The sequence below is a fragment of the Streptomyces sp. HUAS ZL42 genome, assembly GCF_040782645.1.
In the GTDB taxonomy this organism is placed as follows: Bacteria; Actinomycetota; Actinomycetes; order Streptomycetales; family Streptomycetaceae; genus Streptomyces.
The window spans coordinates 2,357,694-2,383,384 of record NZ_CP160403.1; the positions used below are offsets into that span (position 1 = coordinate 2,357,694).

Consider the following 25,691-nt stretch of genomic DNA (forward strand, 5'->3'; position numbering starts at 1 on the left):
GTCTGCCTTTCGGGAGTCGGCCGCTGCGGGTGCGGGCGGTAATCAGGGGTTCCGGGTGAGGAGTTCGCCCTTCGGTTCGGTGAACGCGCCGTCGGCCACGATGCGTTCGCCACGCAGCCAGGTGGACTTCACGACGCCGTACAGGGTCCTGCCCGCGTACGCCGTGACCCGGTTGCGGTGCTGGAGGGCCGCCGGGTCGACCGTGAACGTCGCGTCGGGTGCGAGGACCGCGAAGTCGGCGTCGCGGCCCGGCGCGATGGCGCCCTTGCGATCGTCGAGCCCCACCAGCTGTGCCGTGCGCGTCGACATCCAGCGGACCACGTCCTCCAGGCCGTGTCCCCGCTTGCGGGCCTCGGTCCAGACCGCCGCCAGGCTCAGCTGGAGGCCGGATATGCCGCCCCAGGCGGTGGCGAAGTCGTCGGTCTTCAGGTCGGCGGTCGACGGCGAGTGGTCGGTCACCACGCAGTCGATCGTGCCGTCCGCCAGCGCCTGCCACAGCAGGTCCTGGTTGGCGGCCTCACGGATGGGCGGGCAGCACTTGAACTCGCTGGCGCCGTCGGGGACCTCCTCGGCGGTCAGGGTCAGATAGTGGGGGCAGGTCTCGACGGTGATCCGCACACCGTCCGCCCTGGCCGCCGCGATCAGCGGCAGCGCGTCGCTCGACGACAGGTGGAGCACGTGCACGCGCGCTTGGAGGCGCTTCGCCCGTTCGATCAGGCTCGCGATCGCCGTGTCCTCGGCGCCACGGGGACGGGAGGCCAGGAAGTCGGCGTACTTCGGGCCACCCTGCTGCGGGGCGGCGTCGAGGTGGTGCGGATCCTCGGCATGCACGATCAGCAGGCCGTCGAAGGAGGCGATCTCGGCCAGCGACCGGGCGAGCCGCTCCTGGTCGAGGTGCGGGAACTCGTCCACCCCGGACGGCGACAGGAAGGCCTTGAAGCCGAAGACCCCGGCCGCGTGCAGCGGGCGCAGGTCCTCTACGTTGTCGGGCAGGGCGCCGCCCCAGAAGCCGACGTCGATGTGCGCCTTGTCGGCGGCCACCTTCTGCTTCGTACGGAGGTTCTCCACCGTCGTGGTCGGCGGGAGCGAGTTGAGGGGCATGTCGACCAGGGTGGTGATGCCGCCGGCCGCCGCGGCGCGCGTGGCGGTCCAGAAGCCCTCCCACTCGGTGCGGCCCGGGTCGTTGACGTGCACGTGGGTGTCGACGAGGCCGGGCAGCAGGACGTCGTCGCCGAGGTCCTCCAGGCGTGCGGCGGCGGGAGGGGGCGCGTCGTACGGCAGAACGGCTGTGATCTTCCCGGCGGAGACGGCGACCGATGCGGCGCGTGTCCCCTCCGGGGTGATGACGCGTGTCGAGCGAAGCACCAGTTCTGCGTCGGACACCCGAACCCCTCTCTCTGCCGCCGTTTTACTTCCGGGAAACGGGATTTACTTCCACGTAACGGAATTCAACGTTCTGTTGAAGGAGTCTTCACTCCCGCCCTTGCGCCGTCAAGAGGCACACTCTCCACAGTGCACCCCGGGGCCCACACTCTGGATGTTTTCACAACGCGGAATTAGAATTTCACCCAGCAGAACGTAGCTACACACAAGCGGGGAGTCAACCGACTGCCGGGTAGGCTTCTGCCCTTCCCGCCAGTCCCGAAAGGAACGCGCCGTGCCGACGTCCAGCGCCAGCACCACCGACTCCGCCAAGTCCGCCGGCGGCGGGGTCCAGTCCCTCGAGCGCGCCTTCGACCTGCTCGAGCGGATGGCGGACGCCGGCGGCGAGGTCGGGCTGAGCGAGCTGTCCGCGAGCAGCGGGCTGCCGCTGCCCACCATCCACCGCCTCATGCGCACGCTGGTCACCTGCGGTTACGTGCGCCAGCAGGCCAACCGCCGCTACGCCCTCGGCCCCCGCCTGATCCGCCTCGGCGAGTCCGCCTCCCGTCTGCTCGGCACCTGGGCCCGCCCCTACCTGGCCCGCCTGGTAGAGGAGACCGGGGAGACGGCGAACATGGCGCTGCTCGACGGCGACGAGATCGTCTACGTCGCACAGGTGCCGTCCAAGCACTCGATGCGCATGTTCACCGAGGTCGGCCGGCGCGTCCTGCCGCACTCCACGGGCGTCGGCAAGGCGCTGCTCGCGGGCTTCCCCGACGACGAGGTGCGCGCCCTGCTGGCCCGCACCGGCATGCCCGCCGCGACGGAGAAGACGATCACCACGCCCGAGGGCTTCCTCGCCGCACTGGAGGACGTGCGGCGCAACGGGTACGCGATCGACGACAACGAGCAGGAGATCGGTGTGCGCTGCCTGGCGGTCTCCGTGCCCGGCTCCCCCACCGCCGCCGCCATCTCCATCTCCGGCCCGGCCGGCCGGGTCACGGAGGTGGCCACGGACAGGATCGTGCCGGTGCTGCAGCAGGTGGCCGTGGAGCTGTCCGACGCGCTCACCACCTCGGCGCCGACGGCCTAGGGGCGACGGCCTGGACGGCCTAGGGGACCCACACGTTCGGTCCGTCACCGGGAGCGGTGGGGGCACGCCGCTCCTAGCCTGTGGGCAAAGGAGACCGACGGCGGAGCGGGGTGCGCACCATGCTGCAGGAGAACAAGCACTGGTCCTCGGGGAGCTGGCAGATCAAAGAGGGAAGTGCCGACGAGTTCGTCGAACGCTGGCGGGAGTTCCTCATCTGGACCAAGGAGGCGAACACGGGCTTCCTCGGGGCTCGGCTGATCCGCAGCCTGAACAGCCCGAACTCCTTCGTGTCCTTCGCTGCCTGGCAGGATCTCGACTCGATGCGCGCCTGGCAGGGTTCACCCGAGTTCGCCGAGCGCTTCAGCGCCTGCCGCGCCCTGTGCGAGGACATGCAGAGCGGCGGCTACGAGCTGGTCGTCACCGTCTGAGCGCCGCGTGCCCGCCACGGCTCAACGGCGCGGCGGCTCCCCGAACAGCTCCACCGCGTGCCGCACGTCCGACAGGCCCCGCGCCAGGGCGCTGACCGAGCCGATGGCGCCGGCGATCAGCAGCAGGGAGCTGCGCAGGCGGGGGATCTCCGGGACCCCGCCCGCGGTCATCGCTGCGAGGGCGGCCAGTTCGTCCTCGGCGATGGCCCGGTCCGGGAACTCCGCGGGATGCGCGGCGAGTTCCCGGCGCAGCCGGGACACGGCCGTCCTCAGCTCCGCCACCCTCGGATCCTCGTCGCTGCCGGTCACTGGCCTCTGCCCCAAGCTCCGCAACACAGCTCTCCCCCCCTGCATGCACCGCCCGCTGTCCCGCCCGACATCCCCGTGGCGTTGGTCGGGCGCCGGGGGGACGCGGGTCAGTAAACGCCACCCGATGCCGGGTGCGCCACTGTGCGGACCGAAATTCAGCCCTTCGAAGCCGTGCGGTCGCCGCCCGGTCAGGTATGCAGGACGTATGACGCAAAGGCAGGACCAGGTCGCCGGGTTGCTCCTCGCGGCGGGCGGGGGGCGACGGCTCGGCGGGCGGCCCAAGGCGCTGCTCGAACACCGGGGGCGTCCGCTGGTGGAGTACGCGGTGGGGGCGCTGCGCGCCGCCGGGTGCACGCGCGTCCATGTGGTCCTGGGGGCCCGCTCCGATGCCGTACGGGAGCGCGCCCGGCTCGACGGCTGCGTGCTCGTGGAGAACCCGCACTGGCAGCAGGGCATGGGCTCCTCCCTGCGGGCCGGGCTCGACTCGCTCACCGGCACGGGGGCCGGAGCCGCGCTCGTGTCGCTGGTCGACCAGCCCGGGATCGGGCCGGCGGCCCTGGCGCGGGTGATCGGCGCGTACCGGGGGGAGACGTCCCTGGCCTCCGCCGCGTACGACGGGCAGCGCGGGCATCCGGTCCTCCTCGGCGCCGCCCACTGGGCCGGCATCGCGGCGGCCGCGACCGGCGACCGGGGGGCGCGCGCCTATCTGAAGGAGCACGAGGAGGCCATCACGCTCGTCGAGTGCGGGGATGTGGCGCGGCCGTACGACATCGACACGGAGGCGGACCTCGTCCACCTTGAGTGAGCGGTACGGCACTGAGCGCCACGTTGGCTCGACTCAGAGAATCTCGACATCAACAAACCATTGAAGTTCCACGATAAGGAAACTACTATCCACTGTTCAGAAGCGCTCGACTGCTCTCCGGGCGCCGACCGCCGTACCCGGGTCGACTGGCACCCGGTGCCTCGCTGAAGGAAGTGACAGCTCATGTCCGCACCAGCGCCGTCCCCGCTGGCCATCGTCGACGCCGAGCCCCTGCCCCGGCAGAAGGAGGTCCTCACCGACGCGGCGCTCGCCTTCGTGGCGGAGCTGCACCGGCGGTTCACGCCCCGCCGCGACGAGCTCCTCGCCCGCCGTGCGGAGCGCCGCGCCGAGATCGCCCGCACCTCGACGCTCGACTTCCTCCCGGAGACCGCCGCGATCCGCGCCGACGACTCCTGGAGGGTGGCCCCGTCCCCCGCGGCCCTCGACGACCGCCGTGTCGAGATCACCGGCCCCACCGACCGCAAGATGACCATCAACGCCCTCAACTCGGGCGCGAAGGTGTGGCTCGCGGACTTCGAGGACGCCTCGGCGCCGACGTGGGAGAACGTCGTCCTCGGTCAGGTCAATCTGGCCGACGCCTACACCCGGAACATCGACTTCACCGACCCGGTGAGCGGCAAGCCGTACGCTCTGCGCCCGGACGAGGAGCTCGCGACGGTCGTGATGCGCCCGCGCGGCTGGCACCTCGACGAGCGGCATCTCGTGGACGCGAACGGCACCCAGGTCCCCGGCGCCTTCGTCGACTTCGGCCTGTACTTCTTCCACAACGCCCAGCGCCTGCTCGACCTCGGCAAGGGCCCGTACTTCTACCTCCCCAAGACGGAGTCGCACCTGGAGGCCCGCCTCTGGAACGACGTCTTCGTCTTCGCCCAGGACTACGTCGGCATCCCGCAGGGCACCATCCGCGCCACCGTGCTGATCGAGACGATCACGGCCGCGTACGAGATGGAGGAGATCCTCTACGAACTCCGCGACCACGCCTCCGGATTGAACGCCGGCCGCTGGGACTACCTGTTCTCCATCGTCAAGAACTTCCGTGACGGCGGGCCCAGGTTCGTCCTGCCGGACCGCAACGCGGTCACGATGACGGCCCCGTTCATGCGCGCGTACACCGAACTCCTCGTCCGCACCTGCCACAAGCGGGGCGCGCACGCGATCGGCGGCATGGCCGCCTTCATCCCCTCCCGCCGCGACGAGGAGGTCAACAAGGTCGCCTTCGAGAAGGTCAAGGCCGACAAGGACCGGGAGGCGAACGACGGTTTCGACGGCTCGTGGGTCGCCCACCCCGACCTGGTCCCGCTCGCCATGGAGTCCTTCGACAAGATCCTCGGCGACCGGCCCAACCAGAAGGACCGCCTGCGCGAGGACGTCCACGTCGAGGCCGCCGACCTGATCGCGATCGACTCCCTGGCCGTCAAGCCGACGTACAACGGCCTGATCAACGCCGTGCAGGTCGGCATCCGTTACATCGAGGCCTGGCTGCGCGGCCTCGGCGCGGTCGCCATCTTCAACCTGATGGAGGACGCGGCCACCGCCGAGATCTCCCGCTCGCAGATCTGGCAGTGGATCAACGCCGGTGTCGAGTTCGAGAACGGCGAGAAGGCCACGCCGGAGCTGGCCCGCAAGGTCGCCGCCGAGGAACTGCAGAACATCCGCGCGGAGATCGGCGAGGAGGCGTTCGCGGCCGGCCACTGGCAGCAGGCCCACGATCTGCTGCTCCAGGTCGCCCTCGACGAGGACTACGCGGACTTCCTGACGCTGCCTGCCTACGAGCAGCTGCAAGGCTGACCAATCGGAATAGCTGTCCGTAGTGAGCCTGTGGCGGACTGTCACGCACACGCCCGGCGCCCAGGCGACGTCGGGCACCCTCCTCGGTTCGGCCGCAAGGCCTGCCGACCAGCGTCCGGAGGGACGTGCCACGCGGGCTGGGTCAGAGGCGCTCACTTGTCCGAGTGGCCCAGGGACTTCCCCGGGGCCACTCGGTCGCGTACGGCCTGCTTCACGGCCGTCGGTTCCGGGAAGCCCTGTTCGCGGCGGTCCCAGACCACCTCGTCGTTCACCCGGACGACGAAGACCCCGCCCTTGCCGGGCTTCAGGGACAGTTCCGTCAGCTCCGTCTCGAAGGTCGTGAGCAGCTCCTGGGCCAGCCAGGCCGCCCGCGGCAGCCAGCGGCACCGGGTGCAGTACTCGATCTCGACGCGCTGGATGTCACTCATCCCAGGTGCACCGACCAATCCTGTTCCGCCGCCGGTTTGCCGTGCAGGTCCGGGACCCGCTTGAGCCAGTTCGGGCGGCCCTGTTGTGTGCGTGCCGCGCGGAGGGCCTCCTCGGCGGCGAGTTCCTCCCGGGTGGGGAAGTCCGTGGGGAGCCAGGCGGCGGACGCCTGGACGCGCGCGTGGAGGTAGTCCACGTACGCCTTCCGGATCTCGTCCGGCGTCCCCGGCTCGTCCGCCAGCCAGGCGTCCGGCACTGCGGCCGTGACCTCCCGGAGCAGATCGAGTGTCACCCGTGGCGCCAGCTCCGCGTCGGCCGCCCGCACGTCCGGCGCGTAGTGGCCGAGGGCGTGGTGGCGGAAGTCGTACGCCTTCGCGGGGTCGGAGGTGTCCCAGCGGTGGTGGAAGACGAGCGCGGCGCCGTGGTCGATGAGCCACAGACGCGGGGGCACGATCCCGAACGTCGGCCAGACCATCAGGTTGGAGCTGTGGACGGTGCGGTCGACGTTCACGGTCAGGGCGTCAAGCCAGACGATCCTGCCCGCCTCCAGCGGGTCCACCCGGAAGGTCCTGGCGACCTCCTGGGTGAAGTCCTTCGCGCCCGGCAGGTAGTCCATGCCGAGATTGAGCCCCGCGCTCGCGTCGTGGAGGTCGCGGACCTCCTGGTGCGGCTCGTGCCCGGCGATCGACGGGTCGAAGTGCACGAGGACCAGCTCCGGGAACCGCAGCCCCAGGGCGCGGGCCAGCTCGCCGACGATCACCTCGGCCACCAGCGCCTTGCGGCCCTGCGCGGAGCCGGTGAACTTCACGACGTAGGTGCCCAGGTCGTCGGCCTCGACGACGCCGGGGACGGAGCCGCCGGTCCTCAGGGGTGCGACGTAGCGGGTTGCGGTGACCTCAGTCAGCATTTTCCCGGGCCACCCGAGTCTCCGGCCTCACCGTCCACGACCTCCCAGCACGCGTACCCCAGGGAAGCGAGCATACCGGGGCGGCGTCGAACACAATCGGATCATCGGGCATGCTGAACAGTGGTTCGACAGTGAACGGCGAGGGGAGCTGTGGTGGACGAGGGCGCGCAGGGCCGGGGCGATGCCGCGGTGCCCGGGGCTTCGCCGCAACTGCGGCTGGACGAGCTGCTGGAGGGTCTGCAGCAGCAGGTCCAGCAGGTGCGGGCGGCTCGCGATCGGATGCGCACCTTGCTGGACGCGGTGCTGGCCGTCGGCTCCGACCTGGACCTGGAGGTGGTGCTGCGCCGCATCGTGGAGTCCGCCGTCGCCCTGGTCGACGCCCGCTACGGAGCGCTGGGCGTGCTCGGCGAGGAAGGCACGATCAAGCAGTTCATCACGGTCGGCGTCGACGAGGAGACCATCGCCCGGATCGGACACTACCCGCGCGGCGAAGGCATCCTGGGCGAGCTCATCCGCCACCCGGAGCCGTTGCGCCTGGCCAATCTCGCGGACCATCCGGCGTCCGTGGGCTTCCCGGCCGGGCACCCGGCGATGACCACCTTCCTCGGGGCTCCCGTCCGGGTGCGCGACGAGGTGTTCGGCAATCTGTACCTGACGGACAAGCACGGCGGCGCGGAGTTCGACGCCGACGACGAGGCGGTACTGCGGACCCTGGCCGCGGCGGCCGGCGTGGCGATCGACAACGCCCGTCTGTACGACGACGCCCGCCGCAAGCAGCGGTGGCTGGCGGCGAGCGACGAGCTGACCCGCAGCCTGCTGGCGGGGCGGGATCCGGCCGAGGTCCTGGAGTCGGTCGCCGCCACCGTGCGCGAACTGGCCGGCGCGGACCTGGTCACCCTGGCCGTCCCGGTCGGCGACAGCGGAGAACTGGTCGTCGAGGTCGCCTCCGGCGCGCGGGAGGAAGAGGTCCGCGGACTGGTGCTGCCGACCACGACACTGGCGGCGAAGGTGTTCGCCACCGGGGAGACGGTCACCAGCGACGCGGTCAGCGCGGACCCGCGCGCCGAGGGCGGCAGCTCCTCCGTGGTCGACCTGGGGCCGGCGTTCTACGTGCCGCTCGGCACCCGCGGTCATGTGCGCGGCGTCCTGCTGGTGGCGAATGTGCCGGGCGGGCGGATGTTCGCCGACACGGTCGTCGACATGGTCACCGGATTCGGCAACCAGGCGGCGCTGACCCTGGAGGTCGCCGAGCACCGCCAGGACACCGAACGCATGCTGGTCCTCAGCGACCGGGACCGGATCGCCCGGGACCTGCACGATCTGGTCATTCAGCGGCTTTTCGCGGGCGCGCTGACACTGCAGTCCACGCTCGGCCGCGTCGCCGACCGGCCCCAGGTGGGCGCGCGTATCCAGCGGGTGGTGGACGACCTCGACGACACGATCAAGGTCATCCGCTCCACCATCTACGGCCTGCGGGAGAGTGACCACAGTCGCGGCGGCGGCCTGCGGGCGAAGCTGGTGGCGGCCACGGACCGGGCCGCCGAAGCCCTCGGGTTCACCCCGGCGCTGCGCATGACCGGTCTGCTGGACACGAACGTGCCGGCCGAGTACGCCGAGCACCTGCTGGCGGTGCTGGGCGAGGCGTTGTCCAACGCGGCCCGGCACGCTCACGCCGGCGCCGTCGACGTCAGTGTCGAGGTGCTCGAAGGGACGCTCCGGCTGCGGGTGACGGACAACGGCCGCGGTGTCGATCCCGCCGTCGCCCGCCGCAGCGGTCTGGCAAACCTCCGGCAGCGGGCGGAGGACCTGGGGGGAAGCTTCGAGGTGTCCTCGAACCGGCCCAGCGGCACGATCCTGGCCTGGGCGGTGCCCCTGCCCCCGGCCGGCCGCTGACAGCCGTCAGCCGGTACGTTCCCAGCCGCGGCGTGGGGCTCGGGCGCCCAGCCGGGTGTCCCTGCTGCGGTAGACGATGTAGGGGCGGGTGAGATAGCCCAGCGGTGCGGTGAGCATGTGCACGAGCCGGGTGAACGGCCAGAACGCGAAGAGGATCAGGGCGCTGAGGGCGTGGAGCTGGAACAGCACCGGGGCGTCCGTCATCAGCGCCGGGTCGGGCTGCAGGTAGAAGATGGAGCGGAACCAGGGGGAGATCGTTTCGCGGTAGTCGTATCCGCCACCGACGATGTTCGCGGCCACGGTGGCGGCCAGCCCGAGCGCGATGGTCACGGACAGGGAGACGTACATGGCCTTGTCGTTGCGGGTGGTGGCGGAGAAGACCGGGCCGACGGTGCGGCGCCGGTAGATCAGGATCGCCAGGCCGCCCACCGTGGCCACGCCCGCGATCGTGCCGAGGAGCACGGCGGAGACGTGGTAGGCGTCCTCGCCGATACCGGCCGTCTCGGTCCAGCTCTTGGGGACGACCAGCCCGCCGATGTGGCCGATCAGGACGACGAGGATGCCGAAGTGGAACAGCGGGCTGCCGATGCGCAGCAGCCGCCTCTCGTACAGCTGGGAGGAGCGGGTGGTCCAGCCGAACTTGTCGTAGCGGTAGCGCCAGATGTGGCCGAGGACGAAGACCGCGAGGACGACGTACGGCAGGACGACCCACAGCAGGACGCCACCGGTGCCGGTCTCCACCGCCAGGTCGACTCGCTGTGCGGGCGCGGTCATCGGGGACCTCCTACGTAGGGGTCCAGGCCGACCTGTTCCTCTGGCGGCCCCTCGGCGGCGAGGCGCAGGACGGCTTCGCGTTCGTCGCCGCCCAGGGCCGGCAGCGTGGCGGACACGGAGTCCAGGACGTGTGCCCAGGGCGAGGCGGCGTCGTGCAGGGCGAGGCGCAGCAGTTCCAGGCCCGCGCGGTGGTCGGTGAGCAACCGGGGTCCGAGGGCGGGCTCGGTGGCGGCGAATTCGAGGACGACGGCCAGATGGTCGGGCAGTTCGTCGTCGGTGACCCGCCATCCGGCTCGGGCGTAGGTCTGCTTCAGGCGCAGCAGGGCGAGGCCGCGTTTGCGGGTGTCACCGTGCGCGTAGTAGGTCAGGAAGAGGCAGCAGCGCCTGCGGTGGTCGAAGGTGGCGACGTAGTCGGCGGCCAGGTCCGGCAGTGGGATGCGGCCGGCGTGTTCGGCGAAGCGGACGAGGGGGCCGCCGACCGTCCTCGGCTGAGTGGCGGCGACCTTGAGGGCCAGGGTGAGGCGCTGTTCGAGCTGGTCGTCGGGGTAGGCCAGCAGCAGCGACTGGGCCTGCCAGGCCAGGGCGTTGCGGGCGTCGGCGGGGAGGGGACTCATGACTCGTGGCCGTTCTCGTCGTGCGCGGCGGGTGGGAAGAGGCCGGGTGGGGAACCTTTGCCGTCCCAGTTGAGAAGGTTGACGCGGGTGGCCCTGTCGGTGGGGGCGGCGGGAGTGTCGGAGGTCTGGCGGTCGCGCAGGGCGTGGAAGGTCTCCACGGCGATGGGCGCCGCGCCTCCGGAGGTCTCGCCGAAGGGGCCGGAGCCTCCCATCCCGGGGCCGCCCTCGTAGTCGAGGCTGCACTCGGTGGCCAGTTCCTCCAACTGGTGGGCCTGTTCGGCGTGGGCGGGCGGGATGACGTAGCGCTCGTCGTACTTGGCCAGGGCCAGCAGCCGGTACATGTCGTAGAGCTGTTCTCCGCTCATGCCGACGGACTTGGGAATGGTGTCGTTCGGCTCGCGCCCGAGGTTGATGTCGCGCATGTAGGAGCGCATGGCGGCCAGGCGGTGCAGTACCGCGTCCACGGGGGCGGGATCACCGGCGGTGAAGAGCTGGGCGAGGTAGTCGACGGGGATGCGCAGGGCGTCGACGGCGGCGAAGAGGTTGCGGTGGTTCTCGGCGTCGTGGCCGGTGTCGCGTACGGCGTCGACCACCGGGGACAGGGGCGGGATGTACCAGACCATGGGCAGGGTGCGGTACTCCGGGTGCAGCGGCAGCGCCACCTTGTAGGTGTTGATCAGGGAGTGGATCGGGGAGCGCCGGGCGGCCTCGATCCAGTCCCGGGGGATGCCGTCGCGCTCGGCCGCCGCGGCCACGGCGGGATCGTCCGGGTCGAGGAAGACGCCACGCTGCGCCTCGTAGAGATCCTTGTCGTTGGGTGTGGAGGCGGCGTCGAGGACGCGGTCGACGTCGTAGAGGACGAGGCCGATGTAGCGCAGCCGGCCGACGCAGGTCTCGGAGCACACGGTGGGCAGGCCGACCTCGACGCGCGGGAAGCAGAAGGTGCACTTCTCGGCCTTTCCGGTGCGGTGGTTGAAGTACACCTTCTTGTACGGGCATCCGGTCACGCACATCCGCCAGCCCCGGCAGCGGTCCTGGTCGACGAGCACGATCCCGTCCTCCTCCCGCTTGTAGATCGCGCCGGAGGGACAGGAGGCCGCGCAGGACGGGTTGAGGCAGTGCTCGCAGATGCGGGGCAGATAGAACATGAAGGTCTGCTCGAACTCGAACCTGATCTTCTGAGAGACCTCGCCCAGCAGGACGTCCTGCTCGCTGGTCGCGGCCGAGCCGCCGAGGTCGTCGTCCCAGTTCGCCGACCAGGAGATCTTCATGTCCTTGCCGCTGATCAGGGACTTGGGCCGGGCGACCGGGGTGTGCTCCTGCAGCGGGGCGTTGGTCAGCGTCTCGTAGTCGTAGGTCCAGGGCTCGTAGTAGTCGTCGAGGGACGGCAGCACGGGGTTGGAGAAGATCTGGATCAACTTCTTGAAGCGGCCGCCCGCCTTCAGCGCCAGTTTCCCGCGCTTGTTGAGCTCCCAGCCGCCCTTCCAGGTGTCCTGGTCCTCGTAGCGGCGCGGATATCCCTGGCCGGGGCGGGTCTCGACGTTGTTGAACCACACGTACTCGACGCCGGTGCGGTTGGTCCACGCCTGTTTGCAGGTGACCGAGCAGGTGTGGCAGCCGATGCACTTGTCGAGGTTCATCACCATCGCCATCTGGGCCATGCAGCGTCCAATAGTGACTCCGTCACGGGGCATGTCAGTACTCCACGTCCTGGTTGGCGCGGCGGCGGATGACGGTCACCTCGTCGCGCTGGTTGCCGGTCGGGCCGAGGTAGTTGAAGGCGTACGACAGCTGGGCGTAGCCGCCGATCAGATGGCTGGGCTTGATCAGCAGGCGGGTCAGGGAGTTGTGGATGCCGCCGCGCCGGCCGCTGGTCTCGGTGCGGGGCACGTCGATCAGCCGGTCCTGGGCGTGGTGCATGTAGACGGTGCCCTCCGGCATGCGGTGCGAGACGACCGCACGGGCGGCGACCACGCCGTTGCGGTTGACCGCCTCCACCCAGTCGTTGTCCTGCACCCCGACCCTGGCCGCGTCCTGTGTGCTCATCCAGATGGTCGGGCCGCCCCGGGACAGGGAGAGCATGAACAGGTTGTCCTGGTACTCGGAGTGGATGGACCACTTGTTGTGCGGTGTCAGGTAGCGGACGGTCACGCCCAGTTCACCGACGTCCCCGAGGCGCGGCTCGTCGAACAACGCGTCCATGTTCAACGGGGGCCGGTAGACCGGAAGTTGCTCGCCCAGGGCGGCGATCCAGTCGTGGTCGAGGTAGAAGTGCTGCCGGCCGGTGAGGGTGTGCCAGGGCTTGAGGCGCTCCACGTTGACCGTGAACGGGGAATAGCGGCGCCCGCCCGTCTCCGAGCCGGACCACTCCGGAGAGGTGATGACCGGCACCGGAGCGGCCTGGGTGTCGGCGAAGGTGATCTGTTTTCCCTCGTGCTCGGCGGCCAGATCCGCGAGCCGCGTGCCGGTGCGGGCCTCGAGCGTGTGGAAGCCCTGTTTGGCGAGGTGCCCGTTGGTGGTGCCGGACAGCGCCAGGATGGCCTCGCAGGCGTGGATGTCCCGGGCGATCGAGGGCCGCCCGTCGGCCGCTCCGCCGCGCACCGTGCCGTTCTTGTGGCGCAGGTACTCCAGCTCGCGGTCGACCTTGAAGGTGATGCCCTTGGTGGTGGCGCCGAGGGTGTCCAGCAGGGGGCCGAGTGCGCCCATCTTCTCGGCGACCGCACCGTAGTCCCGCTCGACGGTGACGAGTCTGGGCATGGTGCGACCGGGCACCGGCTCGCACTCCCCCGCCTTCCAGTCGCGCACCCTCCCGTGCGGAGTGGCCAGTTCGTCGGGTGTGTCGTGCAGCAGCGGCGCGGCGATCACGTCCGTGCGGACGCCGAGGTGGCCGTCGGCCTGGCGGCTGAACTCCTCGGCGAGCGTGTGGAAGGCGTCCCAGTCGGTGCGGGTCTGCCAGGGCGGGGCGATCGCCGGGTTGAAGGCTTGCACGAAGGGGTGCATGTCCGTGCTGGACAGGTCGTGCTTCTCGTACCAGGTCGCGGCCGGCAGGACGACGTCGGAGAAGACCGTGGTGCTGGTCATGCGGAAGTCCAGCGTCAGCAGCAGATCGAGCTTGCCGGCCGGGGCCTCCTCCCGCCACACCACGTCCCGCGGCCGGGCGTCCGGCGGAGCCTCGGTGGCACGCACCGAGGAGTCGGTGCCCAGCAGGTGCTTGAGGAAGTACTCGTTGCCCTTGGCCGACGAGCCCAGCAGATTGGCCCGCCACACGGTCAGCACCCGCGGGAAGTTCTCCGGCGCGTCCGGATCCTCGCCCGCGAACCGCAGCCGCCCCGCCTTGAGTTCGCCGACGATGTGCTCGGCGACCGGGCGGCCCGCCGCCTCCGCCTCGTCGGCGAGGTCCAGCGGGTTGCGGTCGAAGGTCGGATACGACGGCATCCAGCCCATCCGCGCCGACTGAGCGATCACGTCCGCGGTGGACCTCCCGGCGAAGGGGCCGCCGGCGCCCGCGGCGGCGAGGGTGTCGGCGGAGAACGGGTCGTAGCGGAACTGGTCGCTGTGCAGATACCAGTACGCGGTCTGGATCATCAGTCGGGCCGGGCGGTTCCAGTCCGCGGCGGTCGCGACGGCCGAGTAGCCGGTGATCGGACGGACCTTCTCCTGACCGACGTAGTGCGCCCAGCCGCCGCCGTTCACGCCCTGGCAGCCGGTCAGCGTCGTCAGCGTCAGGAACGCGCGATAGATGGTGTCGGAGTGGAACCAGTGGTTGGTGCCCGCCCCCATGATGATCATCGAACGGCCGCCGGACTCCTCGGCGTTGGTCGCGAACTCCCGGGCGATCCGGGCCGCCCGGACCGCGTCCACTCCGGTGATCGCCGCCTGCCAGGCCGGGGTGTACGGCTCGCTCGCGTCCTCGTACGACGACGGCCAACGGCCGGGCATCCCCTCGCGGGCCACCCCGTACTGGGCCAGCAGCAGGTCGTACACCGTGGTGACCGGTCGCCCGGCCACCCGGCGCACCGGCACCCCGCGCCGCAGCCGTCCCGCACTGCCGTCGGGCGCGTCGAAGCGGGGCAGGTCGACGGCGACCGGTGCCTCGTCGCCGCCTTCGGCGGACAGCGAGGGCCGGATGTCGCCGAGGTCCAGGTTCCACTTCCCGGCGCCGGCCTCGCCGTAGCGGTCGCCGAGCGTGCCGCCCGGCACCACCGGCCCGCCCGTGGCCGCGTCCAGCAGCACGGTCCGGAACTCGGCGTGCTCGGCCTGCGCATGCTCGCCGCCCAGGTCGGCGGCGGTCAGGAACTTGCCGGGCCGGTAGGTGCCCGGATCGCCCTCGACCTCGTCAAGGGCGACCAGGAACGGCAGATCCGTGTACTTCCTGACGTAGTCGGTGAAGTACGGCGTGGCCCGGTCGACGAAGAACTCCTTGAGGATCACATGCCCCATGGCCATCGCCAGCGCCCCGTCGGTGCCCGGCTGGGCCGCGAGCCACTCGTCGGCGAACTTCACGTTGTCCGCGTAGTCGGGCGACACGGCGACGACCTTCTGGCCCCGATAGCGGGCCTCCGCCATCCAGTGCGCGTCCGGCGTCCGGGTCACCGGCAGATTCGAGCCCCACATGATCAGGTATCCGGCGTCCCACCAGTCCCCCGACTCCGGTACGTCGGTCTGGTCGCCGAACACCTGCGGCGAGGCGACCGGCAGATCGGCGTACCAGTCGTAGAACGAGAGCATCGCGCCGCCGAGGAGCGAGTAGAAGCGGGCGCCGGCCGCGTGGGAGACCATCGACATCGCCGGGATCGGCGAGAACCCGGCCAGCCGGTCCGGGCCGTACTCCTTGATGGTGTGCACATGGGCGGCAGCGATCATCTCCACCGCCTCGTCCCAACTCGCCCGCACCAGGCCGCCCTTGCCGCGCTGCCGCTTGTAGCGGCGGGCGCGCTCCGGGTCGGAGACGATGTCCGCCCACGCCGCGACGGGGTCGCCCAGGCGGGCCTTCGCCTCGCGGTACATCTGCAGCAGCACACCGCGCACGTAGGGGTAGCGGACCCGCGTGGGCGAGTAGGTGTACCAGGAGAAGGCCGCGCCGCGCGGGCAGCCACGCGGCTCGTACTCGGGGCGGTCCGGGCCGACCGACGGGTAGTCGGTCTGCTGCGCCTCCCAGGTGATGACGCCGTCCTTGACGTACACCTTCCACGAGCACGAGCCGGTGCAGTTCACGCCGTGGGTGGAACGCACCACCTTGTCGTGCGACCAACGGTCCCGGTAGAACTCGTCCGCCTGACGGCCGCCCTTGCGGTGCAGGGTGCGCAGGTCGTCGGAGACCTCCGCCCGGGTGAAGAACCGGCGGCTGCGCACCAGCGCCTCCGCCAGATCGCCGTCCATGCCTGTGCGCTTCTGTTCCCGGCTGGTCTCCGTGCTCACCGTGCCACTCCGCCCCGGGCACCGCGGCCCGTTCGAGTTGTGATCGGTTCCGGCCGCACACGACTCTACGACCGCTGCCCCCCGGAGGGACCCAGCCACACCACGACCAATTCGGAGCTCGGTGAAGATCGCCTGCGTACTGCGGCGGTTACCCCGGCTTTCCGCGGCCATGCCCGCCGCCCTGCCGGCGTCGGCAGGGCGGCGGTTTCAGGCGGACGGCCGCGACGTCAGGCGGACGGCCGTGACAAGGTGCTGCCCGCCCTGGCGCGCGCGGCCTCGACCGCTTCCCACTCCTCGGTGCCGAGGTTCGCGAGTGCGGCCGGGAAGACGCCGTCCTGTTCCTTGAGGATGTGGTCGCGCAGCACGGCCATCGCCTCCATCAGCCGGTCCGGCCAAGCCGGGTCCTGTGGCGTCGCACCGTCGGCGGCCTCGGCCAGCACCGTCTCGATGCGCCGGTGCTCGGCCTCAAGGGCGGCGATCTGGTCGGGGAAGTCCCCGGCCAGCGCGGGGAACAACCCGTGCTCCTCCACCTGGGTGTGCGGACCGAGCACCCTCGCGATCTCCCGGGCGACCTCCGCCATCCGGGCCACCGCGCCCTCCCGGTGGGCGGAACGGAGGTGGCTGATCAGGCGAACCACCTCCTCGTGCTCCTGGGTCAGTTCGTCGATCGTCTCCAGAGCCTGGCAGCCGCAGTACTCGCACACCGGTCTTCCCCTTCGTTCCCGTGGGTTGCTTCGCTCGCTGTTACGCGGCGCTGTCGGCGGTGCGGTGACCGCGCCGGCGGCCGGTGCGCCGCCCCCGCTCGCCGCCTTCGGATGCGGCGCGGACACCGGTGAGGGTGAAGGCCAGCGCTGCGGCGGCCACGATCGCGAGCAGGGCGAGGCCGGCCGCGTACGTCCCGTACTCCCCGTACAGCGAGCCCATCACCAGCGGGGGCAGGAAGCCGCCCAGGCCGCCCGCGGCGCCGACGACTCCGGTGACCGAGCCGACCTGGTCGGCGGGCGTCCGCAGGGCCACCAGGGCGAAGGTCGCTCCGCTGCCCGCGCCGAGCGCGGCGGCCATGGCCAGGAAGGCGATGGTGCCCACCGGTGCCAGGGACGGGGTGAACGACTGGGTCACCGCTCCGGCCACGACCACGGCCAGCGACCCGGCCAGCACCCGGACCGGGCCCAGCCGGTCGGACAGCCAGCCGCCGATCGGGCGCATCGCCACCGCCAGCAGCACGAAGCCGGCCATGCGGTTCGCGGCGTCGGCCTGGGTGAGCCCGTAGCCGGTCTTGAGGTAGGTGGGCAGGTAGACGGAGAAGGCGACGTAGCCACCGAACGCGACCGCGTACAGTGCGGCTGCCTGCCAGGTGATGCGCAGCCGGGCGGTGGCGGCCAGTCGGCGGGCCAGCGGCTCGGTCGGCACGCTGCGGCCGGGTGCGTCGCGCAGCAGCAGTGCGGCCGCCACGGCGTAGACGGCCAGTGCCGCCGCGGTGATCAGGAAGGGGGTGGACATGCTGTTCGCGTCGACCAGCTTCACGGTGGTCAGGGCGCTGATGGCGGTGCCGCCCATGCCGGCGCCGAACACGCCGATGGCGAGTCCTCGGCGCTCCGGCGGGAACCAGGCGTTGACGAGGGGCACGCCGACGGCGAACGCGGTGCCGCCGATACCGAGGAAGAACCCGCCCACCAGCAGGGCGACGAGCGAGGAATGCCCTGCCAGGCCGAGGTAGAGCACCGGCACGATGGTGGCCGCCGACACGAGCGGGAACATCACCCGGCCGCCGAACCGGTCGGTCAGCGCGCCCACCGGGATCCGGCCCAGCGAGCCCACCACGACCGGCACCGCCACCAGCAGGGACTGCTCGAACGACGACAGGTCGAGGCTGTCCTTGAACCGGGGGCCGAGCGGGCTGAGCAGCGCCCACGCCCAGAAGTTCACGGCGAAACCGACCGTGGCCAGGGCCAGCATCAGCCACGCCCGGCCGGGCACCGGTGCGCCCGACGGTGAGCTGTCGCTCTTCGACTTCAACGGCTGGACCATGTTGTCCGTCCCTTTCTCCATGGTGGTACTGCGCCACCGGGATCACGCGCGCACCACGGGCCCCTTGCCTGCGAAGCGGCGTCCCGTCCACCACTGTCCGCATGGGGACTCACCGAAGGCATGGGCCGTCGGTCCCTGTCGGCGGACAGACGGTCCTCGGGTCGGGCCGAGGGGCTAGGGCCGGTCGGCCCTACCCGCTCGCAGCGACCGCGGGGACGATGGACCGATGTTCCAGAACGACGCCTTTCGCGCACTCGACCGGCAGGAGTGCCTGCGCCTGCTCACGAAGGTGCCGGTCGGCCGCGTGGTCTACACCAGGCAGGCTCTGCCCGCGGTCCTTCCCATCAACTTCTCCCTGGACTCGGACGCCTCCATCCTGCTGCGTACCTCGCAGGGCTCGGATCTGGTCCGCGCAATCGACGGCGTCGTGGTCGCCTTCGAGGCGGACGAGTTCGACGCGGCGACCCGGTCCGGCTGGAGCGTGGTCGTCACCGGACGGGCCACCGTGGTGACCGATCCCGCGGAGCACGAGCGCCTGCTGCAGGCCGGCCCCACTTCCTGGATGCCCCTGCGGGAGTCCGTGTTCGTGCGCATCGAATCCGAGATGGCCACCGGGCGCGAGCTCAGGGGCGTGACCGTCGCGCAGTGACGCGGCGCGCCGACGGCGCGACGTCAGGCCGTCGTCTCCCCGAGGTGTACGGGCGCACGAGGCGTCCGCCCTCCCTCCGGGCCGTATCCGAAGCGGATCAGCAACTGCGGGCAGCACCGCCGCCGTGCTCCGGCCATCGCCGCCCTCAGGTCGGGCCACTCCATCGCCTGGTGCAGCATCGACGTGCGCACGCCGCGCCGGGTCGCCGTGAGCAGCACGCGCTCCAGGGCCTGGCCCGCCCGCAGCCAGTCCTCCCGCCGGTCGCGGCACGTCCACAGCAGGGCCACCTGGGCGTGGCGTTCGAAACGCAGCGCGGGCGGCAGCAGTGCGGGCAGCGCGCCGGTGAAGTCCCGTACCGGCATCCGCCCGGACGCGTCCCGCGGGCCCAGGGCCGCTACGGGGATGCCGTAGGCGGCGCCCGTTCCCGGGGGTGTGACCCACGTGCGCGCCTCGGCCGTGCGGGCCGGGTGAAGGGCGTTGCGCGCCTCCGCTGCCCGGGTCAGGCACAGCAGGCGCCGGGTCCCCGGGATGCCGGGCACGTCCAGGTGGGCGCCCTCGGCCCGCGCGGAGTTGATCATCTCGGCCACGATCGGGTCCGGAACCGGGCGGCCGGTGAACGGCATCCGGCTCGTGTGGCGGCGCTCGACGGCCTCGTACAGGTGGCTCAGGGGCGGCTGCACGTCCGGGGTGGGACGGGTCAGTCGCACCGTGGCCAGCAGGTCCGGATCGTCGGCGGCGGTGACCGGCCGGACGAGGGGATCCCAGCCCAGATGCGCCGCGGCCACGCGGAGGTTGAAGACGGCCGCACCCACGGACAGATGCTGGGCGCGCAGTTCGGGATCGGCCATCGGCAGCGGCCGCCGCCGGTCGACACGGACCTCGATCGACCCGCTGTAGGGGTTCAGGCCGAAGCGCCAGGGCTGTGTGTTGTGGATCGACGGGGCCGCCACGGCGGCCGCCAGGAGCGACTCCACGGTGGCTGCGTCCAGGAGGGCTTGAGCGGGCATGGTGCCTTCTCTTCCTGTTTGCGTCGTGGCCGCGCCGTCACGTGGCGGGCAGAGCCGTGGCCAGCAGGACGACGCCGAGTGAGCCGACGAGGGAGACGACGGCCAGGGCCCGGGCCAGGTCGGCGCGCCCCTTCGCGTGGGCGATGCCGTGTCCGGCCGCGGCGAGCATCACCACCACGAAGAGCGCGAGTTTGGCTGCCAGGGTGCGGCCGTAGCCGGGTTCGGCGAGGGAGGCCCAGGTGACTCCCCTGTGCCAGGCCATGGCGCAGCCGGTGGCCAGCTGCACGGGCAGGAACACCGCTCCGGTCAGCATCCCGAACCGGCGGCCGGCCGCGGCGGTGAAGTCGTCCTTGACCTCCGGGGCGAGCAGACGGCGGGCCAGCGGCAGGATCACCAGGGAGAGGGCCAGTTGGCCGCCGACCCACAGGGCGGCACCGGCCACATGCGCGAACCGCACCAGGGACCACAGGCCGACGGTGTCCATCAGCGGCTCACCTCCACCATGCCGTGCGCGCCGGCTTCGGCGTGGCGCATGTCGTGGTCGACGAACGCGTAGTGGCCGGCCTGGGGGAACGTCGTCTCCACGAAGCCGCCCTGCGCCGCGGCCAGGTCCAGCACCTGCGCGCCGCCCGCCTGGTCCGGCTGGAGCAGGTAGGCGCCCTCCTTGTACACGGTGTCGAAGACGGTGCCGACCATGTGGAAGGCGATGCCGTCGCTCGGTCCGGCGGCGACCACCCAGAAGCGGGCCCGATCGCCGGCCTTCACCTTCAGCGGCTGTTTGGCGTACTGGTCGGCGACGCCGTTGAACACCCAGGCGTCCGGGGTGTTCTGACGCATCTTCGCCACCTGGGCGGTACTGCCGGGTGTGCCGAGGTAGAGCTCGGAGGAGACCAGCACGTATTCGTGGTCGGCCTTCTCCAGGCCGGGCGGGTCGATGATCACTGCGCCGTACATGCCGTTGCCGATGTGCTGGAGCATGGGCGCGGTGCTGCAGTGATACAGCCAGGCCCCGGCCTTCTCGGCGCGGAACCGGTAGACCAGGCGCTCACCGGGCTGGATGGTGCGCATCGGCACGTCCGGGGCGAGGGAGCCGGCGTGGAAGTCGATGCCGTGGCCCATGCCTTCGTCGTCGTTGGCGAGCGTGACCTCGAAGGTGTCGCCGACCTTGCCGTGCAGGGTGGGGCCCGGTGCCGAGCCGCCGAAGGTCCACATCTGCTGCTGCACGCCCGGAGCCACCTCGACCGTGGTGTGCGCGGCGTGCAGTTCGACTTTGTGGACGGTTCCGCCGGGCGCGGGGGCCAGGTCGGCTCCGCGTGCCTGCCAGCCGGTGGAGAAGTCGGCGGAGAGGTCCGGGCCGCCGTCGGCGGCGGCGGCCGAGGTGTGCCCCTTGTGTTCGCCGCTGTCCGTGGCCGTGTCTTCTTTCACGACGATGTCCATGGTCATCCCGGCCGCCCGGTGGCCCGGCAGGGTGCACCACGCCTGGCGGTTCCCCGTGACCTGCCCGAGGTCGAGTACGCGGGTGCCGCCCTTGGCGAGCATCGGGGTGGCGGGACCGTCCTCGATCTTGAGGTCGTGGCGCTGGGCGTCGGTGTTGGTGACCTTCAGCCGCAGTACGGTGCCCGCCGCGACCTCGACGCGGGCCGGCCGGATACGCATGTCGGCCAGGGTGACGGCGACCGTGCGGGTGGTCCCGGCGCCCGCACCCGACGTCCCGGCGGCGCTCGTCCCGCCGCCCGTGTCCCCGCCGCTGTTGGCCACGAGCACGGCCAGCACGGTCAGTACGGCGCCGGCGACCGTGCCCCACAGGGCGGGCCGCCGTGACACGCCGGCCCGGTCCGTGTTCTGGAGGAGACCCCGTCCGCCGCGGACCAGCACACGCACTGCCAGGGCGAGGAACACGGCCCCGGCCGCCCCGGCCATCAGCATGCCCGCCGTGCCCGGGGGCCCGGGCAGCGGAAGCGCGAGCAGCGCCACGCCGAGGTTGAGCACGACGAGCCGCGCGGCCCAGCCCCGCTCGAGTACCGCCCGTAGCGCGGCCCTTTCCTTGGGACCGCTCGTCAGGACGATGGGCAGCAGATAGGTGAGGGCCCCGATGAGGACCTGCGCGACCAGGCCGACGAGCAGCACCGGAAGCAGGGACCCGATGTCGTCCCGCAGCTCGGCCGGCGGCCGTACGACCAGGAGCACCAGGTCCGTCACCACGCCGACGACCAGCCATCCCCCGGCGGCGGCCAGCATCCACGCGGCGGCCGCCGAGATCGCGGGCCGCCGGCGCACCGTACGGGCGAACAGCTGCGCGGCGACGGCGACGCCCACCGCGTAGAGGGCGACTCCGAGGACGGCGGCGGAGCGCCGTCCGGCCGACAGGCCGGCGACGGTGATCAGCAACCCGCCCCCGGTCAGGGCCAGCACCCGGCGCGCCAGCCGGGTGGTGCGTTCGGCCATGCGGACGCCCAGGACGGTGGGCCAGAGCATGAACAGCGTGCCCAGCACGGGCAGTCCGATCCAGCCGAGGAGGGTGACATGCACATGGGCCAACTTCAGCCCGGTGTAGTGCTGCGGGCCGGCCTGGCCGGTGGCCAGCAACCAGCCCAGCACCGCGCCGACGATCAGTGCCGCCGCTGCGGCCCGGTAGTAGTCGGCGATCGGGGCGAGCCGTCCGCCCAGCGCGCCCCGGCCCATCCGGACCAGCACCACCAGGTGCGCTCCTACCGCGGCGATCAGCAGGGCGCACCCGGCACCGGTCAGCACGGGCAGGTCGGCCCACACGCCGGCGAGGACGCCCGCGGCCCCGGCGTTGACGCCCGCCAGCCGGGCGTTGCTCCACCGCCGGTCGGGCTGCGGGGCGTGCAGCATGGCGACGGCGAAGTGCTCGCTCCACACCACGATCGCGGTGGTGGCGGCGCCGAGCAGGAACAGGTGGATCGCCAGCCAGCGGGCAACCGGCAACGTCTGCTGCGCGCTCGCCGCCAGCAGCGCGAGCACTGCCCAGGCCGCGACCACGACATGGGCGGCCAGGTGCCGGCTGCGCAGTCCGGACGCCTTGAACCTGCTGGGCGGGCGACCACCGCCACCGGCCGGGTCATCGTTCTTGCTGTACACGGCGCTCCTTGCCACCCGGGGCGGCGGTCGAACCGGGTTCCGCCTCGGCGCCGCCGGACAGCAGCGCGGCCAGTTCCCGTCGGCGGGGGAAGGAACCGGGGACGTAACCGCACCAGGGCTCCTCGGCGTACGGGTCGCCGGTGAGGCCGTACGCCCTGGAGCGCGAGCCGCCGCAGACACGGCGGAACTCGCACGCCCCGCACCGGCCACCCAGCCGGTCGGCGTCCCGCAGCCCGGTGAACAGTTCCGAGGTGCGGTAGATCTCCGTCAGCGGTGTCTCACGAACGCTTCCGGCGCCCAGCGGCAGGAAGCCGCTGGGGTGCACGGTTCCGGTGTGGGAGACGAAGACGAAGCCGCGGCCCGCGTTCACGTCCAGCGGCGGTCGCCGCACCCGGCGCGCTCCGGCGTCCAGCCCCAGCTCGGTGGCCCGCTCGCGCAACTCCCGGTACAGCGGCCCGAGTCCGAGCACCGCCACGTGGTCGTCGCCGGTGGCGGCGAGGATCTGGCGCTGCAGCGCGACGCGCCGGAAGTGGTGTGCCTCGGTGGTCTTGGCCGGCACGGTCAGGCCGACGTCGTGGACGAAGTTGAGGACGTCCTCCACCTCGCCGGCGGTCAGTGCGCCGAGGCCGCGGCCGCGGCCGGTGGGGACCAGGAAGAAGGCGCTCCACAGCATCGCCCCGTGCTCGGCGACCAGGCGGACGATGTCGGGGAGGTCGTGCAGGTTGTGCCGGGCGACCGTGGTGTTGATCTGCACCTTCATGCCGAGGGCGCGAGCGGTGTCCCAGGCGTCCAGGGTCCACCGGAACACGCCGGGCACCCCGCGGAAGTCGTCGTGGATCTCGGCGGTGGAGCCGTCCAGGCTGAGCGAGAGGCCTACCGCGCCTGCCGCGTGCAGCTCCCGCAGCCGCTCCGCGGTGAGCGTCGGCGTACCGGACGGGGACACCGCGACCCGGACCCCGGCCTCCTTGCCGTGAGCGACGAGCTCGGTCAGGTCGGGGCGCTGGAAGGGGTCACCGCCGGTGATCACGAACAGTGGGGCGGGCTGCCCGAAGGCGGCCACCTGGTGCAGCAGGTCCTTCGCGGCGGCGGTGTCCAGCTCGCGCGGGTCGCGGTCGGGCACGGCCTCGGCACGGCAGTGCAGGCAGGCGAGCGGGCAGGCCCGGGTGGACTCCCAGATGACGATGAACGGCCGCTCTGCCGCGTCGTGCCGCTGGCGGCGGATGGCATGCGCTGCGGCGCTCATCGCACGGCCCTGCCCAGCGCCCCGAGGGTGTGTCCGGCCGCCCTGGAGTCAGGGCAGACGAGGCGGGCGGCCGGACGGTGACCGGGCCGGACCGCGCGCGGCTCCCACCGCGAGCGACAGCGGCGGGGTCGGCCTTGAGGGCGGTCGACATGGTCGTGCACGGGATACCTCCGGATCGGTCGCCGTCAGCATCCACCGGCGGCGGTGGTCGGCGCGGCGGCCGATGGTCTTCTGGAACAGGGCCGACAGTCCCTCTTCTTGGACGGTCCCTCTTCTTGGACGGTCCCTCTTCTTGGACGGTCCCTCTTCTTGGTCAGGAGCGGTTCGGCGAGCGGGGTGCCAGGGAGTCGGCGGTGGCCACCAGGGCGACACCCAGACCGGTCAGGGCGGCGCCCAGGCCCGTGACCAGGGTCGTGAGGTGCCATGCCTGGTAGGCGGACATCAGGGAGGCGCGCAGGGTCTGGCCCATGAACGCGGTCTGGCGCAGCTCGGAGAGCTTCTCGTCGTCGCCTCCGGCGGCGTGCAGCTCGGCGGTGATCTCGGCATAGGTGCGACCGCCGGTGGCATGGGCGAGGTTGCCCTTGATGAACTCGGCGTAGGCGTGCGCGTCGGGGCCGGTTTCCACACGCCGGCCGGCGTAGCAGGCGAGTTCGGCGGGCAGCCCCCGCTCGGGGAAGGTGATCTTCTGGGCGGCCAGCTCGGTGCGGATCTCCTTCCTGCCACTGCGACCGCGCCACAGCATGACCGGCCCGGCGACTCCCAGGGCTGTTCCGACCGCCCCGAGCAGGGTGGCCCGGCGGTGCAATGCGTCCATCACGTTGTCCTTCTTTCCTCAAGTGCTCGCGGGGCGGTCAGCGGTGGTTGAGCCGCAACCGCCAGGCCTCGGGGCCGCGTTCCAGGTACTCCACCGAGAACACGCCCGGGCTGCGCTGTTCGATCTGCGCCAGCAGCGGCAGCGGGTCGTGCGGGGCGACCAGCACCATCGCGGCGCCCGCCGGAACGGCGTCGAGTGCGCCGAGGACCGTGGCGTGGCGCAGGGCGTGCGGCACCTCCCGCACGTCCAGTTCGGGCTCGGCCGTCTCCTCCGCCCCGCCGCAGCCGCAGACCCCGCCGCAGCCGCCGGTCTCCTCGATCTGTCCTTCCTGCATGTCCTGTCCTTCCTCGATGTGCCGGTCCTCTCGGGTGCCGCTGTCGGCCGTGCCGTTCGCGAGCCGTTGGTGCATGTCCCTGAGCAGCGCCGCCAGGGAGACCTCGGGCGTCATGGCGAGCAGGGGCAGCACAAGGCCGTTCTCCTTGGCGACGTGTTCCTCGAAGAGCACCTGCAGGGCCCGGGCGTCGGCCGCCGCGGCAACCGGGCCCGGTGCGGCGCGCAGGGCGTCGACGAGTGCGGTCAGGCAGCGGTGTTCGCCGATCAGACTCTCGATGAGCAGGCGGGCCTCGGGCATGCCGTGGGCGGCGGGGTAGAGCACGGCCTCCTCGGCGGCGGCGTGCGGCAGCAGCGAGCGGTCGCAGAAGGCCACCAGACCGGCGTGGATCTTCGCCGCGGCGCTCGGGGGGCGGTCCACGGCGGTCAGCATCCTCACCCGTCCGGCCAGTTCACCGGCCAGGCGGGCGTGATGCGCCTCGGCACTCTCGAGGGCCGTGGCGTCGTCGGGGTTCGAGGCGAGGGTCAGCACGCTCATGACGGTCTCTCCAGCGGGTCGGGGCGGCTCGGCCGGGCGATGCGAGGGGCACTCGGGTGCCTGCGCCGGGCGGATGCCGCGTCCGGCCGCGGTGAACGGCCGGACGCACGACCGAACCGGCACGCTCCGTACGCGCTGCACC

At 71.8% G+C, this 25,691-nt stretch carries 22 protein-coding genes; 6 read left to right on the forward strand and 16 right to left on the reverse strand.

Going from position 1 to position 25,691, the window contains the following annotated elements; genetic code table 11:
• Positions 1-42: 42 nt before the first annotated feature.
• Positions 43-1,383, reverse strand: coding sequence for an allantoinase AllB (allB, locus tag ABZO29_RS10935; protein ID WP_367319959.1), 1,341 nt, complete (start codon positions 1,381-1,383; stop codon positions 43-45).
• A 274-nt stretch (positions 1,384-1,657) separates the two neighbouring features.
• On the opposite strand from allB, the gene ABZO29_RS10940 reads away from it, so the two are divergent.
• Both ABZO29_RS10940 and ABZO29_RS10945 read left to right on the forward strand, forming a co-directional pair.
• Positions 1,658-2,455 (forward strand): IclR family transcriptional regulator, encoded by a 798-nt coding sequence (locus tag ABZO29_RS10940; RefSeq protein WP_367319960.1) that lies wholly within the window; start codon positions 1,658-1,660, stop codon positions 2,453-2,455.
• 119 nt (positions 2,456-2,574) lie between these two features.
• Positions 2,575-2,883, forward strand: a complete 309-nt coding sequence (locus ABZO29_RS10945; RefSeq protein ID WP_367319961.1) for an antibiotic biosynthesis monooxygenase family protein — start codon at positions 2,575-2,577, stop codon at positions 2,881-2,883.
• A 21-nt stretch (positions 2,884-2,904) separates the two neighbouring features.
• Here ABZO29_RS10945 and ABZO29_RS10950 read toward each other — a convergent pair whose 3' ends face one another.
• Complete coding sequence (locus ABZO29_RS10950; RefSeq protein ID WP_367319962.1) at positions 2,905-3,237, reverse strand: DUF5955 family protein; 333 nt, start codon at positions 3,235-3,237, stop codon at positions 2,905-2,907.
• Positions 3,238-3,397: 160 nt separating this feature from the next.
• Between ABZO29_RS10950 and ABZO29_RS10955 the strand changes: the two genes are divergently transcribed.
• Together ABZO29_RS10955 and aceB are read left to right on the forward strand one after the other, a co-directional pair.
• Positions 3,398-3,997, forward strand: a complete 600-nt coding sequence (locus ABZO29_RS10955; RefSeq protein WP_367319963.1) for an NTP transferase domain-containing protein — start codon at positions 3,398-3,400, stop codon at positions 3,995-3,997.
• Between the two features lie 183 nt (positions 3,998-4,180).
• Positions 4,181-5,806, forward strand: a complete 1,626-nt coding sequence (gene aceB / locus ABZO29_RS10960; protein WP_367319964.1) for a malate synthase A — start codon at positions 4,181-4,183, stop codon at positions 5,804-5,806.
• A gap of 152 nt (positions 5,807-5,958) precedes the next feature.
• Here the strand turns inward: aceB and ABZO29_RS10965 are convergent, their stop codons facing one another.
• Complete coding sequence (locus tag ABZO29_RS10965; protein ID WP_367319965.1) at positions 5,959-6,234, reverse strand: SelT/SelW/SelH family protein; 276 nt, start codon at positions 6,232-6,234, stop codon at positions 5,959-5,961.
• Positions 6,231-7,139 (reverse strand): HipA family kinase, encoded by a 909-nt coding sequence (locus tag ABZO29_RS10970; RefSeq protein WP_367319966.1) that lies wholly within the window; start codon positions 7,137-7,139, stop codon positions 6,231-6,233. Before ABZO29_RS10970 ends, ABZO29_RS10965 begins: the two co-directional genes overlap by 4 nt.
• Positions 7,140-7,292: 153 nt before the next feature.
• Between ABZO29_RS10970 and ABZO29_RS10975 the strand changes: the two genes are divergently transcribed.
• A complete protein-coding gene (locus ABZO29_RS10975) occupies positions 7,293-9,032 on the forward strand; it encodes a GAF domain-containing protein (RefSeq protein ID WP_367319967.1) in 1,740 nt (579 codons plus the stop codon).
• A gap of 6 nt (positions 9,033-9,038) precedes the next feature.
• Here ABZO29_RS10975 and narI read toward each other — a convergent pair whose 3' ends face one another.
• The 6 genes from narI to ABZO29_RS11005 form a co-directional block, all read right to left on the reverse strand.
• Entirely contained in the window at positions 9,039-9,806 is a 768-nt protein-coding gene (gene narI / locus ABZO29_RS10980) for a respiratory nitrate reductase subunit gamma (RefSeq protein ID WP_367319968.1), read from the reverse strand.
• Positions 9,803-10,420 (reverse strand): nitrate reductase molybdenum cofactor assembly chaperone, encoded by a 618-nt coding sequence (gene narJ, locus ABZO29_RS10985; RefSeq protein WP_367319969.1) that lies wholly within the window; start codon positions 10,418-10,420, stop codon positions 9,803-9,805. Before narJ ends, narI begins: the two co-directional genes overlap by 4 nt.
• Positions 10,417-12,114, reverse strand: coding sequence for a nitrate reductase subunit beta (gene narH, locus ABZO29_RS10990; protein WP_367319970.1), 1,698 nt, complete (start codon positions 12,112-12,114; stop codon positions 10,417-10,419). The genes narJ and narH overlap by 4 nt, the downstream gene beginning before the upstream one ends.
• Before the next feature lies 1 nt (position 12,115).
• Positions 12,116-15,799, reverse strand: a complete 3,684-nt coding sequence (locus ABZO29_RS10995; RefSeq protein ID WP_367326105.1) for a nitrate reductase subunit alpha — start codon at positions 15,797-15,799, stop codon at positions 12,116-12,118.
• A 266-nt stretch (positions 15,800-16,065) separates the two neighbouring features.
• Positions 16,066-16,542, reverse strand: coding sequence for a hemerythrin domain-containing protein (locus tag ABZO29_RS11000; protein WP_367319971.1), 477 nt, complete (start codon positions 16,540-16,542; stop codon positions 16,066-16,068).
• A gap of 40 nt (positions 16,543-16,582) precedes the next feature.
• Positions 16,583-17,794, reverse strand: a complete 1,212-nt coding sequence (locus ABZO29_RS11005; protein ID WP_367326106.1) for an MFS transporter — start codon at positions 17,792-17,794, stop codon at positions 16,583-16,585.
• Positions 17,795-18,092: 298 nt separating this feature from the next.
• Between ABZO29_RS11005 and ABZO29_RS11010 the strand changes: the two genes are divergently transcribed.
• Positions 18,093-18,515 (forward strand): pyridoxamine 5'-phosphate oxidase family protein, encoded by a 423-nt coding sequence (locus ABZO29_RS11010; protein WP_367319972.1) that lies wholly within the window; start codon positions 18,093-18,095, stop codon positions 18,513-18,515.
• A 23-nt stretch (positions 18,516-18,538) separates the two neighbouring features.
• On the opposite strand, the gene ABZO29_RS11015 is transcribed toward ABZO29_RS11010, so the two are convergent.
• The 6 genes from ABZO29_RS11015 to ABZO29_RS11040 all read right to left on the reverse strand — a co-directional run bounded on the left by ABZO29_RS11015 (position 18,539) and on the right by ABZO29_RS11040 (position 25,549).
• Positions 18,539-19,522: a hypothetical protein gene (locus tag ABZO29_RS11015; RefSeq protein WP_367319973.1), complete on the reverse strand. Its 984-nt coding sequence runs from the start codon at positions 19,520-19,522 to the stop codon at positions 18,539-18,541.
• A 37-nt stretch (positions 19,523-19,559) separates the two neighbouring features.
• On the reverse strand, positions 19,560-20,006 hold the full coding sequence (locus tag ABZO29_RS11020) for a hypothetical protein (RefSeq protein WP_367319974.1): 447 nt from the start codon (positions 20,004-20,006) through the stop codon (positions 19,560-19,562).
• Positions 20,006-22,624 carry a multicopper oxidase domain-containing protein gene (locus ABZO29_RS11025; protein ID WP_367319975.1) on the reverse strand — a complete coding sequence of 873 codons (2,619 nt, stop codon included), beginning with the start codon at positions 22,622-22,624 and terminating at the stop codon, positions 20,006-20,008. Before ABZO29_RS11025 ends, ABZO29_RS11020 begins: the two co-directional genes overlap by 1 nt.
• Positions 22,605-23,867 carry a TIGR04053 family radical SAM/SPASM domain-containing protein gene (locus ABZO29_RS11030; RefSeq protein WP_367319976.1) on the reverse strand — a complete coding sequence of 421 codons (1,263 nt, stop codon included), beginning with the start codon at positions 23,865-23,867 and terminating at the stop codon, positions 22,605-22,607. Before ABZO29_RS11030 ends, ABZO29_RS11025 begins: the two co-directional genes overlap by 20 nt.
• Before the next feature lie 313 nt (positions 23,868-24,180).
• Positions 24,181-24,681 (reverse strand): hypothetical protein, encoded by a 501-nt coding sequence (locus tag ABZO29_RS11035; RefSeq protein WP_367319977.1) that lies wholly within the window; start codon positions 24,679-24,681, stop codon positions 24,181-24,183.
• A 37-nt stretch (positions 24,682-24,718) separates the two neighbouring features.
• Positions 24,719-25,549 carry a DUF2249 domain-containing protein gene (locus ABZO29_RS11040; RefSeq protein WP_367319978.1) on the reverse strand — a complete coding sequence of 277 codons (831 nt, stop codon included), beginning with the start codon at positions 25,547-25,549 and terminating at the stop codon, positions 24,719-24,721.
• Positions 25,550-25,691: the final 142 nt, after the last annotated feature.

What these genes read in the sequence shown, in the direction of transcription:
- ABZO29_RS10945 (WP_367319961.1), top strand. Translation starts at nt 2,575, where the DNA reads ATGCTGCAGGAGAACAAGCACTGGTCCTCGGGGAGCTGGCAGATCAAA.
- ABZO29_RS10950 (WP_367319962.1), bottom strand. Translation starts at nt 3,237, where the DNA reads ATGCAGGGGGGGAGAGCTGTGTTGCGGAGCTTGGGGCAGAGGCCAGTG.
- ABZO29_RS10955 (WP_367319963.1), top strand. Translation starts at nt 3,398, where the DNA reads ATGACGCAAAGGCAGGACCAGGTCGCCGGGTTGCTCCTCGCGGCGGGC.
- aceB (WP_367319964.1), top strand. Translation starts at nt 4,181, where the DNA reads ATGTCCGCACCAGCGCCGTCCCCGCTGGCCATCGTCGACGCCGAGCCC.
- ABZO29_RS10965 (WP_367319965.1), bottom strand. Translation starts at nt 6,234, where the DNA reads ATGAGTGACATCCAGCGCGTCGAGATCGAGTACTGCACCCGGTGCCGC.
- ABZO29_RS10970 (WP_367319966.1), bottom strand. Translation starts at nt 7,139, where the DNA reads ATGCTGACTGAGGTCACCGCAACCCGCTACGTCGCACCCCTGAGGACC.
- narI (WP_367319968.1), bottom strand. Translation starts at nt 9,806, where the DNA reads ATGACCGCGCCCGCACAGCGAGTCGACCTGGCGGTGGAGACCGGCACC.
- narJ (WP_367319969.1), bottom strand. Translation starts at nt 10,420, where the DNA reads ATGAGTCCCCTCCCCGCCGACGCCCGCAACGCCCTGGCCTGGCAGGCC.
- narH (WP_367319970.1), bottom strand. Translation starts at nt 12,114, where the DNA reads ATGCCCCGTGACGGAGTCACTATTGGACGCTGCATGGCCCAGATGGCG.
- ABZO29_RS10995 (WP_367326105.1), bottom strand. Translation starts at nt 15,799, where the DNA reads ATGGACGGCGATCTGGCGGAGGCGCTGGTGCGCAGCCGCCGGTTCTTC.
- ABZO29_RS11005 (WP_367326106.1), bottom strand. Translation starts at nt 17,794, where the DNA reads ATGCTGGCCCTGGCCACGGTCGGTTTCGCCGTGAACTTCTGGGCGTGG.
- ABZO29_RS11010 (WP_367319972.1), top strand. Translation starts at nt 18,093, where the DNA reads ATGTTCCAGAACGACGCCTTTCGCGCACTCGACCGGCAGGAGTGCCTG.
- ABZO29_RS11015 (WP_367319973.1), bottom strand. Translation starts at nt 19,522, where the DNA reads ATGCCCGCTCAAGCCCTCCTGGACGCAGCCACCGTGGAGTCGCTCCTG.
- ABZO29_RS11020 (WP_367319974.1), bottom strand. Translation starts at nt 20,006, where the DNA reads ATGGACACCGTCGGCCTGTGGTCCCTGGTGCGGTTCGCGCATGTGGCC.
- ABZO29_RS11030 (WP_367319976.1), bottom strand. Translation starts at nt 23,867, where the DNA reads ATGAGCGCCGCAGCGCATGCCATCCGCCGCCAGCGGCACGACGCGGCA.
- ABZO29_RS11035 (WP_367319977.1), bottom strand. Translation starts at nt 24,681, where the DNA reads ATGGACGCATTGCACCGCCGGGCCACCCTGCTCGGGGCGGTCGGAACA.
- ABZO29_RS11040 (WP_367319978.1), bottom strand. Translation starts at nt 25,549, where the DNA reads ATGAGCGTGCTGACCCTCGCCTCGAACCCCGACGACGCCACGGCCCTC.